This window comes from Sphingobacterium sp. UBA7631, assembly GCF_002483935.1.
Classification (GTDB): domain Bacteria; phylum Bacteroidota; class Bacteroidia; order Sphingobacteriales; family Sphingobacteriaceae; genus Sphingobacterium; species Sphingobacterium multivorum.
Genome location: NZ_DLIX01000002.1, coordinates 144094 through 156531, shown reverse-complemented (window position 1 = coordinate 156531; position 12438 = coordinate 144094). Strand labels below are relative to the sequence as shown.

The following is a 12438-nucleotide window of genomic DNA, read 5'->3' as shown; positions in this document are numbered from 1 at the left end:
TTCCTCCTCTTATTGGGTTACACCATTTATAATTCCATTACAGCAGCCTTAAATTTATCGCCACGATCTTCATAATTCTTAAACCAATCAAAACTAGCGCAAGCAGGAGACAATAAGACGGTGTCACCTTTTTGAGCTAAGTGGGACGACAATACCACGGCATCTTGCATGGAGGTACTGTTGACAATAATCTCCACATCTTGTTCAAATGCTTTATGAATTGCAGCCGTATCTTTTCCTAGACAAACGATAGCGCGCACCTTGTCTTTGACCAAATCAGCAAGCATACTGTAATCGTTTCCTTTATCCACGCCCCCCAATAACAACACGATTGGTGTAGAGAAACTTTCCAAAGCATACCATACCGAATTTACATTCGTCGCCTTTGAATCGTTAATGTAATTTACACCGCCGATACAGGCTACATGTTCAAGGCGATGTGGAATATTCACATACGATCCCATACTTTCTTTCATCACTTGATTTCTCAATTCCTGCACTTTCGCAATTAACCCAGAAGCCATGCTATTATAAATATTATGCTTCCCCTGCAATGACAATTCCTCAGCTCTCATAGTGAATGTATCGTTATTTGGTGTATTAATAATTATTGTTTTGTTGGCATTTAAATAAGCCCCCAATTCAACAAGTTGTTCTTGTGTAAAAGGCAAATAGGTCCCTTTACTATGATGTCTTTCCAATCCTTTAACTGTTTCCGGATCGTCCAGGCAGTATATAAAATAATCCTTCTCCGTTTGATTCTGAATCATTCTGAATTTTGAATCCACATAATTTTCCATTTTATGGTCATAGCGATCCAAATGATCAGGAGTAATATTCAGTATAACAGCAACATCTGCTCTAAAATGGTACATATCGTCCAGCATAAAGCTCGATATTTCCAATACATAGCAATCGAACTGTTCTTTAGCCACCTGCAATGCAAAGCTTTTCCCGATATTACCTGCCAATCCGACGTTTAAACCGCCATGCTTAAGCATTTCATAAGTCAACATCGTCGTCGTAGACTTTCCGTTTGACCCTGTAATACAGATTAACTTTGCATCCGTATATTGCGCCGCAAATTCAATTTCTGCAATCACAGGTATATTCTTTGCTCTCAATGCAACGACCAATGGTACGGTCGCTGGAATACCAGGGCTTTTTACAACCAGTGCAGCATTCAAGATACGGCCTTCGTCATGTTGACCTTCTTCGAAAGCTATTCCCTCCGCTTTTAGTTGTTCCTTATAGTGGTCTGCAATAAGCCCTTTATCTGACACAAATACATCAAATCCCTTTTCTTTCCCAAGAATCGCCGTTCCAACACCGCTTTCGCCTGCCCCTAAAATGACCAGACTTCCAGATTGAGGATAATATGTTGTTGCAATATTTGACATCATTATCTAATTTTCAATGTTACAATAGTAAGAATGGCCAATATGATTCCTACAATAACAAAACGTGTTACAATTTTCGCTTCATGATACCCCTTCTTCTGAAAGTGATGGTGCAATGGTGACATCAAAAAGATCCGTCTACCCTCACCATATTTCTTCTTCGTGTATTTGAAATACGACACCTGAAGAATAACCGAAAGGTTTTCCAACAGAAACACACCACACAAAATTGGGATCAATAGTTCTTTCCGGATCAAAATAGCAAAGGCAGCAATAATACCGCCGATCGCTAAACTTCCCGTATCACCCATAAAAACTTGAGCAGGATACGTATTATACCATAAGAAACCTACGCAAGCGCCAACAAATGCCCCAGCGAAAATCACGAGTTCTCCGGAATTGGGGATATACATAATATTGAGGTAATCTGAAAAGATCACGTTACCCGACACGTACGCTAAAATGGCTAAAGTAACACCAATGATGGCGGATGTACTCGTGGCTAAACCATCGATACCGTCCGTAATATTTGCGCCGTTTGAAACTGCCGTAACGATAAAAATAACAACAACTAAAAAGACGATAAAAGTCAGATAATCGCTCTGTAGTCCAAATATTTTAAACACCTTGGCATAATCAAACTCATTATTTTTATAAAACGGAATATTCGTCTTCGATGATTTTACGTTTTCAGCGTAGGTCTTCTCACCTGTACCTTCATTGATAACCACTTCAACAGGCTTGGTAGAGGTTGGTTTATCGACCCCTTTTCGAACTACGATATCTGGATGAAAGTACATCGTACAAGCAATTATTGCTCCCAAGCCAACTTGTCCAACAACTTTAAACTTACCAGCTAAGCCTTCTTTATTATGTCGAAAGACCTTGATATAATCATCTAAAAATCCAATTGCGCCCATCCAAAGTGTTGTCACAATCATGATAATCACATAGATATTCGTCAATTTAGCAAATAACAAGGTAGGGATAAGAATACCTGCAATAATGATGATCCCACCCATTGTCGGCGTACCAGCTTTCTTTTTTTCTCCTTCAAGCCCCAAATCACGAATTGTCTCTCCAACTTGCTTATTATGCAAGAATTGAATCAATTTTCCCCCAAAAACCGTGGTAATAATCAATGAAGCGATTACAGCCATAGATGTCCTAAAAGAGATGTATTGAAACAAACCTCCTCCAGGTATATGAATATATTCGCTAAGCCACGTAAAAAGATGGTACATCATATTTCTATTGTTCGTTAAATGTATTCTCTAAAATTTCTTTATCATCAAAATGATGTTTTACACCATTTATATCTTGATATTTCTCATGCCCTTTTCCTGCAACCAGGATAATATCCCCAGGATTAGCCAGCTGATATGCTGTCCTTATCGCTTCCTTACGATCAGCTATAGAAAGCGTCTTCGCCTTTTGGTCTGCTGCTACACCGGCTTCAATATCTTTAATAATCTGATAAGGATCTTCTGTACGCGGATTGTCGGACGTAATCAAAAATCGATCACTATAACGCAGAGCCGCTTCAGCCATTTCAGGTCGTTTAGTTTTGTCCCGATCGCCTCCGCACCCCAATACGGTAATAATTTTTTGTTCTGGACGTCGCAATGAACTTATGGTCTTCAATACATTTTCAACTGCGTCAGGAGTATGCGCATAGTCCACAATTCCAAAAACACCAGAAGTCGATTTCATCGTTTCAAACCGCCCCTCTGCCCCCTTCAAGGTACTGAGTGCGGTCAATACTTTCACCGTTTCCTGCTCAAGCAAGATAGCGGCACCATAAACCGCCAAAAGGTTATATGCGTTGAAATCGCCGATCAATTTTACCCATACTTCCTGTCCATCAACACTCATCAACATACCATCGAAATGGCTTTCGATCACCTTTGCTTTAAAATCCGCTCCAGAACGTAAGCCATAGCTTTTCCGATGTGCCACTGTATTTTGAAGCATGACCTGACCATTTCTATCGTCAGCATTCGTCAAAGCAAAAGCATTCGCATCCAGATCGTCAAAAAACTTCTTTTTCGCTTTAATATAGTTATCAAAAGTTTTATGGAAATCCAGGTGATCATGCGTAATGTTCGTGAATATTGCACCCGCAAACACCAAGCCTGCAATACGTTCCTGAACGACAGCATGCGAACTAACCTCCATAAACGCATAATCACAGCCATCATCAACCATATCCCGTAACAATTTATTCAATTGAATAGGGTCTGGTGTTGTATGCGTTGCTGGTATAATCTTTGTTCCAATTTGGTTTTGTACTGTAGATAATAAGCCTACATGGTAGCCTAGCTCAGTAAACAGCTGAAACAACAATGTGGCTACTGTCGTTTTACCATTCGTACCGGTCACCCCAACAAGTTTCAACTGCTCAGCAGGATTTTCGTAGAAATTAGCCGCAGCAACCCCTAAAGCATAAGCAGAATCAGCCACCAAGATATAAGCGACAGAGTCTAACGTCTCTTCGGGCAACTCCTCTACAATAACGGCTCTTGCCCCCGAGGTAATTGCCTTGTCTACAAACAAGTGACCATCTGTCTGAACACCCCGCACTGCGATAAACAAACTTCCCAACTCCACTTTTCTGGAATCAAAGCACAAAGAGTGCACATCGACCTCTTCGAGGTTCCCTACAACCTGCTGTACAGGGATAGCATGCAATACTTTTTTTAAATCCATCATTTACTTAAGTTCTAAATTTATCGCCGTTCCAAAAGGCAGTTTCTGCCCCGCAGCTAACGACTGTATTCCAACTCTTCCTTTTCCCGTCACGCGCGCCTTAAATCCGGCATTCTCCACAACATATAAAGCATCCATCAAACCCATGCCAACCACATTCGGAACAATTCCTTCTTTATATTTTAAATCCATAAATGGCACGCCTCGTGTAGAGGTATCCACCTCTCCCCGGGCAATTGTATCCCAATTCACGGTATTAATTCCCAACCTATCGTACACTTTTTTACTAGCTTCCTTCGAACCCTGCAAAGTCAATGGCATTCTTCCGCCTACATTGACCGCTTTAAACGTCTTTTTCCCCTCCATTTCCATATCGTTTGCATATACCATGTCTGCAAGTTCTTTAAACACGGGCCCTGCAATCGATGCACCATAGTATCCATTTCTCGGGTTACGGATTACCACAATAATGGAATATTTTGGATCTTCCGCAGGAAAATACCCCGCGAATGAAGATTGATATCGTCTGGCACCGTACCCCCTCGAACCATCAGCCATCTGTGCTGTACCTGTTTTACCACCAGAGCTATATAACGGACTAGCAACACTTCTACCTGTTCCTTCAGTCATAACACCTTCCATCATTCCCCTCACCTCTGCTAAAGCATGATCCGAAGCGATCTTTTCGTTAATCACTTTCGCTTGAAACGTTTGAATAGTATTTCCTAAATGCCGAATTTCTTTAACAAATAGCGGCGCTATCAACTTTCCGTTATTTGCGACAGCATTATAAAATGTCAACGTTTGCAATGGTGTAATTTTCATTTCATAGCCGTAAGCCATCTGTACCAACGATAACCCACTCCAGCTTTTGCTTTTCGACGTTTTCACCAAAGGCACACCTTCCCCGGGAATCTGTAGATCGAGCGTCTTACCAAAACCAAAAGAATGTAGCTTTGATGTAAACTGATCCGGGTTATCTTTATAGGCTTGATATACAAACTTCGTAACACCCACATTCGACGACTCCTCAAAAGCCCTTTTCGCTGAAATTATAGACTTCTTAGGCGCATGTGAATCACGAATCGTATGCTTATAAATTGGCCAATTACCATTACCAATATTCACAGTTGTACTCGAGTCTATTTTCTTATCATCGATCAAAGCCAGATAAGAAGCCAACTTAAATGTTGAACCTGGATCTGCACTTTGTGCTATTGCAAGATTGAACTTTTCACGGTAGACTCCGTCTTTATCGCGCATAAAATTAGCCACCGCACGCACCTCGCCTGTTTTCACCTCCATCATCACGACACAGCCCTCATCCGCATTACTCGTAATCATCTGCTTCTCCAGAGCCCTTTGCGCCATATCCTGCATATTCACATCAATAGTAGAGATAATATCAGACCCATCAACCGGGGCAACCTCAATATCTTTGTTAACAGGAATCCATACCCCACCAGCAATACGCTGCATTAACCTCTTTCCGCTTCTTCCGTCGATATATTCGCCATATGCCCCTTCCAAACCAACATGAATATTTTCTTTCACATTTTTATAACCGATGGTTCTCGCAGCGAGATTGACAAAAGGTAAAATACGCTTATTCTGCCTATCTGTAATCAAACAACTTGGAAAACGTTCTTTATTGACACGTGCAGATTTAAGTAAAGGGAATTGTTTTACCCGCTTTAAATCTTGGTGTGACACATTACGTTTGAGCAACAAGTAGCGCTGCTTTTTATTCCGAGCCTGTTTTAATAATGTCAAATACTGCCGAGATGATTTATCTTTAAAAAAATCAGCAAGTTTAATAGCCAAGGAGTCAACTTTCAAATTGAAATACTCTTCATCTTCTTCGGGAATCGCCATTGCATCAAAACGAAGCTCATATTCAGGCACCGAAGTAGCCAATAAGCTTCCGTCATTTGAATAAATATTACCACGAGCAGCTTCCACCTCCCGTTCCTGAATAGAAAGGCTATCCGCTAAAGCTTTCCAATGCTCTCCATCGACATACTGCAACTTGGCCATTTTTCCAAATACCAAAAACGCAAGTAGTACGATAAGCCCAAAAGCAAAATAGACACGCACAAGAATCGTATTTCTGATACTCATAACTCTTCCTATTTATCTTCTTTATTCTTTATAACTTCAACCTTGATCGGTGGTTCCACACGCTCTTTCAACCCCAAAGAATCGACACGTTTGGCAATTTCTGTCTGTGTAGACATTTTCATCAGTTCGGCAGAGAGAGACTTATGATCCCAGCCCAATTCCTTTACCTCTTTACTCACTTTATCGATACTCCGAATAGTTCGCTCTGCAAAATGACGATTGGAAATATACAGTAACATCAGAAAGGCAATAAAAGCTCCGAAAGGCAAGTAATGCAATATTTTATTTAACGAAAGGTCTCCAACGGTAAAAAGCGTTTTAATAAACGCTTCTGTTTCTTCCGCCTTTTCCTCGACAGTTTCTTGCAGTTCCTCCTGAACTTCTTCACTCAATTCTTTCTGTCTTATCGTATTTCTGCTCATCCTCTCGCTCCATTTTTAAGACAAATTCAACTTTTCAGCAATACGCAGTTTCGCACTGCGCGATCTATTATTTATCGCCAACTCTTGTGCAGATGCCGTAATTGCTTTACGGCTCAACACATGAAATGGCTTAATTTCATTTCCAAAAAAATCCTTTTCAACTTCCCCTTTAAACTTACCTTTAGCCATAAAATTCTTAACCAAACGGTCCTCCAAAGAGTGATAGGACATCACAGCCAATCGGCCCTCAACACGGAGTACATCAACTGTCTGCAACAAAAATTCCTGCAACGCCTCCAACTCGCGATTCACTTCGATACGAAGAGCCTGAAATACCTGTGCATGGTACTTATGTTCTTTACCCTTTGGAACCATACGTTGAATCACCTCTTTCAATTCAGCAACAGTCTGGATCGGCTGTGACAAACGCGCAGTAACAATTGTTTTCGCAAGCGACTTGGCGTTCATGATTTCACCATACATACCAAAAATACGATGCAGATCCTCCTCCGAATAGGTTGCCAACAGCGACTTTGCATCCAAATCGCCCACCTGATCCATACGCATATCCAAGTCTGCATCAAAGCGAATAGAAAAGCCACGATCTGCAGCATCGAATTGATGCGAAGAAACACCTAGATCTGCTAAAATACCATCTACAGAACGTACACCTTCCAAACGAAGGCTATTCTTTAGAAACCTAAAGTTTTGGTGTATCAACGTAAAACGAGGATCGTCAACTGCATTTTCCAATGCATCCGGATCCTGATCAAAAGCAAACAACTTCCCCTTCGGCCCTAATCTCTTCAGAATCTCTCGAGAATGGCCACCACCACCAAAAGTCACATCCACATAAATACCATCCGGCTTAATAGCCAAAGCATCCATGCATTCTTGTAACATTACCGGAACATGATATACATTCTCCATACGCTTATAGTCCAAAATTAATATCTCCCATTACCTCCGCAGCCAAAGATGATATATCCTCTACACCGCCATCACCCATCAATTCCTCATACCCTTCTTTTGACCAAACCTCAATCTTATTAAATTGACAAGCCAAAACCAGCTCAGTGCTTATTCCTGCAAATTCCAGCAAACTTTTGGGTAACAAAACACGACCCGCAGCATCCAATGTCAATTCCGTAGCGCCACGCGTAAAAGCACGGACAAACGCCCGAACTTTAGGATCGAATTGATTCAATTTAGCCAGTTTAGCCGTCATCAAATCCCACTCTTCCCTTGGATAAAATACAAGATGTTTCTCAAAACCGCGATTCACCACAAGACCATCCCGCTCTACATGAGGCATTTGCCTCTTGAGCGCAGCTGGTAACACCATTCTTCCTTTGGCGTCTAACTTGCATTCGAATTCTCCGATCAACTGAGTCATGTCGTCAATTATCCTATTCTAATTTAAATGTAAAAGTATACACTTTCTCCCACTTTCCCCCACTTTATAACATAAAAAAGTTTTCCACATCAACAAATCGCTACAACAAACAGAAGTCGACTTCAAAAAAAATACATATAAAACCTTATTTACAAGCAGTTAAAAGCCAATTTTCCTGAAAAATAAGCTATTACGCCAGAAGTGATTTTTTGCTCTTTTTTTTATCAAAATCAGCAATGAATTGTAAAAATTTCCTCTTTAGAAATTTAATTTTAGCCAATTTATGTCCCAAAAGGGGGCAAAGTGGGAGGAGTCAAAAACAGAAACAAAAGATGTGGCAGAAAGTGGGAGAAGGCTCCTCAAATAACCTGAACAGAATTCGTTATTGTCGAGTAAAACCAATAATTTTGCGTCAAATATAATTTTCATAACGATATGCACAGAACACACACTTGTGGAGAATTAACACTAGCTGACTTAGGGAAAACGGTTACCCTAAGTGGATGGGTTCAAAAATCGCGCGATTTGGGCGGTATGACTTTCATCGATGTTAGAGACCGATATGGTATCACACAATTAACGTTCAATGCAGATGATGATGCGTCCTTGCGCGCAAGTGCCCGTGAGCTCGGAAGAGAATATGTCATCAAGGTAACTGGAGAAGTTATCGAACGCTCTAATAAAAATGCTAAAATCTCTACTGGAGATATTGAAATCAAGGTTTCAAATCTTGAAATATTAAATGCCGCTAAATTACCTCCTTTTACAATAGAAGATGAAACAGATGGTGGTGATGATATCAGAATGAAGTTCAGATACCTGGATTTACGTCGTAATCCTGTACGTGAGAACCTAATTTTACGTCATAAGACCTCTCAAGAGGTACGCCGTTATCTTGACTCCCAAAACTTTCTGGAGGTAGAAACCCCCTATCTGATCAAATCAACTCCAGAGGGAGCACGCGACTTTGTCGTACCTTCCCGTATGAATCCTGGAGAATTTTATGCGTTACCACAATCCCCACAAACCTTCAAACAATTATTGATGGTTTCAGGTTTTGATCGCTATTTCCAAATTGTAAAATGTTTCCGTGATGAAGATTTGCGTGCAGACCGTCAACCAGAGTTCACGCAAATAGACTGTGAAATGTCTTTTGTAGAACAGGAAGATGTGTTAAATATCTTTGAAGGTCTTGCAAAACATATCTTCAAAACAATCAAGGGAATTGACCTAGGTACCGTTCCACGTATGACTTACGCAGATGCGATGCGCCTATATGGATCAGACAAACCAGATATCCGTTTTGGAATGCAGTTTGTCGAACTAAACGACGTTGCCAAAGGAAAAGGTTTCCCTGTATTTGATGCAGCGGAGCTAGTGGTTGGTATCAATGCGGAAAATTGTGCGCATTACACCAGAAAACAACTGGATGCATTGACAGATTTTATCAAGCGTCCACAGATTGGCGCAACAGGCTTGGTATATGCGCGTGTGAATGAAGACGGTTCAGTGAAGTCGTCCGTTGATAAATTTTTCACACCAGAACAACTGTCGGCAATTGCAGAAGCGTTCCACGCGAAACCTGGCGACCTATTGTTAATTATGGCTGGTGGAACAGACAAAGTTCGCAAACAACTCAATGAATTACGCCTTGAAGTTGCGTCACAACTTGGTTTCCGCAACAAAGAAACCTTTGCTCCATTATGGGTTGTTGATTTTCCACTATTGGAATGGGACGAAGAAAGTGGCCGTTTCCATGCCATGCATCATCCATTCACATCTCCAAAACCGGAAGACATCCCACTTTTAGATACCAATCCTGGAGAAGTAAGGGCAAATGCCTATGACTTTGTTTTAAACGGTGTAGAAGTAGGCGGTGGATCAATCCGTATCCACGACAGAGACCTTCAATCGCTCATGTTCAAACATTTGGGATTCAGCCCTGAAGAAGCAAAAAAACAATTTGGATTCCTGATGGAAGCCTTTACCTATGGGGCTCCCCCACACGGCGGATTGGCTTTTGGCTTTGACCGACTCGTATCCTTATTGGCAGGTTTAGATTCCATCCGCGACGTGATTGCCTTCCCAAAAAACAACTCGGGAAGAGATGTTATGATTGGCGCACCGTCAACCATTCACCAAGAGCAACTGGACGAGCTAAGCTTAAATATTGCGATAAAAGCATAAATTATTTAACTCGATTTTCGAGAAACAATTTATTAACAGTATATTTAAAAGTTGGTAATTTTTACCAACTTTTTTTTGTGAAAAATTAGCAGATTAGATGGCAGAGAGTACCGCTAATACGTTTATTAAGGAAAGTGCGCAAAAAGCATTTGACACCAAACACCGCGATATTATCAATTACAATATCGACAAATACAGCATGGCTTTCGAAAAAGGCAAGAGCAAATTTGCGGACCTTGAAAATAGTAAGATAAAAGCGAACCTGATCAAATGGAAGGTCATGGAAAATCTCGATCGCTATTTGTTGCAATTTGAAGCAAACTTCACGGCTCGAGGCGGAAAAATAATCTGGGCCAATGATGCTACGGAAGCCTTGGACGAAATCTATTCGATCATTGCACGTAAAAAAGCAAAATCTGTCGTAAAGTCAAAATCGATGGCGACAGAAGAGATTGAGCTTAATCATTTTCTGGCTTCCAAAAATATTGAAGCCATAGAAACTGATCTTGGCGAGTATATCATTCAGCTGCTGGATCAAAAGCCCTATCATTTTGTTACACCGGCCATGCATTTGAGCCTGGAAGATATTGCCAAGCTTTTTCACGAGAAATTTGACACACCACTAGATGCATCTGCAGAGCAACTTACAATGAAGGCCCGTGAATTACTTCGAGATCGTTACCTATCGGCAGAAATTGGGATTACAGGAGCCAATTTCTTAATTGCCGAAACTGGAAGTATAGCAATTACCGAAAATGAAGGAAACGCCCGATTGACATCGACCTTCCCCAAAACACATATCGCCGTCGTTGGAATAGAAAAAATCATTCCCAATGTACAAGATTTAGAAGTCTTTTGGCCACTCCTGTCCACACATGGCACGGGTCAAAATCTAACAGTATACAATACGCTACTCACTGGGCCAAAACAGCCTTATGAATCAGATGGGCCCGAAGAAATGTATGTTATACTGCTTGACAATGGCCGCAGTAAGCTCTTAGCGCAGAAAGAACAACGTCAGGGTTTGTACTGCATTCGTTGCGGAGCCTGTTTAAATGTATGCCCAATCTACCAGAACATCGGTGGACATACCTATGAAACGACTTATCAGGGCCCAATTGGATCGCTCATATCACCACATTTAAATGGCATGAAGGAATTCAAACACCTGAGCTACGCCTCCACACTCTGCGGAAAATGCACCGAGGTCTGCCCCGTTGGTATTGACATACAGCGCATGCTTCTCGTTAACAGAAAAGATTCAGTTGATCAGGGGCTGGCAACAAAAACGGAACAAAAAGTCTGGCAGTGGTTCACCTACGGGATAATGCGAAGAAAACTGATTGATTTCTTTGGCGGAAAATTCAAGAATTTCTTCCTCAAAAAATTCTTTCAGAAAACCTGGGGAGATCAACGAGAGCTACCCAAATTGGCAGACAAATCTTTCTCTAAACAATGGAAAGAACATCAAAAAAATAAAGAATAACAAAAAAGAAAGAGGGAACCAATGGTTCCCTCCTCTACTAACACTCACCACTATTTAATATGAAAACTATCCTTGTTTAATTGTTATGAAGCTTTTACTTCAGCATCATTTGTTTTATTCACTTCTCCTTTTCTAAAGTCCTTTCTTTTCAGCTGTCTGTCTTTTTTCCAATGTTCTTTATGCATTTTACGATTTTCAGCATAGGAATCTTTTAGCGTTTTTTGTTGCTCTGGAGTTAACATTCCCATCATTTTTTCATGTTCTGCCACACGTTGCTTTTTCACTTTTGCTCGATATTCTTTGCGTTCAGCAGCTAATTTCTGATGGTCCTTTGCTTGCTTCAAATTAAAAGCATAGATATCTTTACGCTGTTTATCTGTAAATTTCAACTTTTGATCCATTCGATCAGTTTTCATTCTAGCAACTTCCTCTGGAGTTTTATTTTTAAAACTATCGTGCATTCTTCCTGTTTTATGTTTATGCATAGAAGCTTGCATTTCTTTCATTTCTGGTTTAACATCTTTTTTTTCTTGAGCGAAACCGGCTAACATCAATCCAGATAGCGCCAAACTTAACATCAACTTTTTCATTTCTTTATTTTTTATAAAACCAACAATCATTCTTTTTAATAAGTACTCATTTTCAACTTATTTATCAGTAAGAGTCGTCTCGGCTATCGAAAGTTTAATTGATGATCTGTTAAATAAAGTTAAGAAG

The 12438-nt window shown here is 40.5% G+C and carries 10 protein-coding genes; 2 read left to right on the top strand and 8 right to left on the bottom strand.

Features of this window, described 5'->3' with window-relative positions; genetic code table 11:
* Window positions 1-26: 26 nt before the first annotated feature.
* From murD to mraZ, 7 genes are read right to left on the bottom strand one after another with little or no spacing between them, the layout of a single operon-like run.
* Window positions 27-1400 carry a UDP-N-acetylmuramoyl-L-alanine--D-glutamate ligase gene (gene murD, locus B3P16_RS00895; RefSeq protein ID WP_070564947.1) on the bottom strand — a complete coding sequence of 458 codons (1374 nt, stop codon included), beginning with the start codon at window positions 1398-1400 and terminating at the stop codon, window positions 27-29.
* Between the two features lie 2 nt (window positions 1401-1402).
* Window positions 1403-2647 carry a phospho-N-acetylmuramoyl-pentapeptide-transferase gene (gene mraY / locus B3P16_RS00890; protein ID WP_286840969.1) on the bottom strand — a complete coding sequence of 415 codons (1245 nt, stop codon included), beginning with the start codon at window positions 2645-2647 and terminating at the stop codon, window positions 1403-1405.
* Between the two features lie 4 nt (window positions 2648-2651).
* Window positions 2652-4112, bottom strand: coding sequence for a UDP-N-acetylmuramoyl-L-alanyl-D-glutamate--2,6-diaminopimelate ligase (locus B3P16_RS00885; protein WP_286752450.1), 1461 nt, complete (start codon window positions 4110-4112; stop codon window positions 2652-2654).
* On the bottom strand, window positions 4113-6230 hold the full coding sequence (locus B3P16_RS00880) for a penicillin-binding protein (RefSeq protein ID WP_286840966.1): 2118 nt from the start codon (window positions 6228-6230) through the stop codon (window positions 4113-4115). It abuts the gene before it with no gap.
* A gap of 8 nt (window positions 6231-6238) precedes the next feature.
* The gene (locus B3P16_RS00875; protein WP_286840964.1) at window positions 6239-6652 is read right to left on the bottom strand and encodes an FtsL-like putative cell division protein; all 414 of its coding nucleotides are present in this window, start codon (window positions 6650-6652) and stop codon (window positions 6239-6241) included.
* A 15-nt stretch (window positions 6653-6667) separates the two neighbouring features.
* The gene (gene rsmH / locus B3P16_RS00870) at window positions 6668-7582 is read right to left on the bottom strand and encodes a 16S rRNA (cytosine(1402)-N(4))-methyltransferase RsmH (protein WP_112374039.1); all 915 of its coding nucleotides are present in this window, start codon (window positions 7580-7582) and stop codon (window positions 6668-6670) included.
* A gap of 4 nt (window positions 7583-7586) precedes the next feature.
* Window positions 7587-8048 (bottom strand): division/cell wall cluster transcriptional repressor MraZ, encoded by a 462-nt coding sequence (gene mraZ / locus B3P16_RS00865; protein WP_070564930.1) that lies wholly within the window; start codon window positions 8046-8048, stop codon window positions 7587-7589.
* 435 nt (window positions 8049-8483) lie between these two features.
* Here mraZ and aspS point away from each other — a divergent pair, with 435 nt between their 5' ends.
* Together aspS and B3P16_RS00855 are read left to right on the top strand one after the other, a co-directional pair.
* The gene (aspS, locus tag B3P16_RS00860) at window positions 8484-10235 is read left to right on the top strand and encodes an aspartate--tRNA ligase (protein WP_286840962.1); all 1752 of its coding nucleotides are present in this window, start codon (window positions 8484-8486) and stop codon (window positions 10233-10235) included.
* Window positions 10236-10332: 97 nt separating this feature from the next.
* Window positions 10333-11721 (top strand): LutB/LldF family L-lactate oxidation iron-sulfur protein, encoded by a 1389-nt coding sequence (locus B3P16_RS00855; RefSeq protein WP_286840960.1) that lies wholly within the window; start codon window positions 10333-10335, stop codon window positions 11719-11721.
* 83 nt (window positions 11722-11804) lie between these two features.
* Here the strand turns inward: B3P16_RS00855 and B3P16_RS00850 are convergent, their stop codons facing one another.
* On the bottom strand, window positions 11805-12341 hold the full coding sequence (locus B3P16_RS00850) for a hypothetical protein (RefSeq protein WP_286840958.1): 537 nt from the start codon (window positions 12339-12341) through the stop codon (window positions 11805-11807).
* Window positions 12342-12438 lie beyond the last annotated feature (97 nt).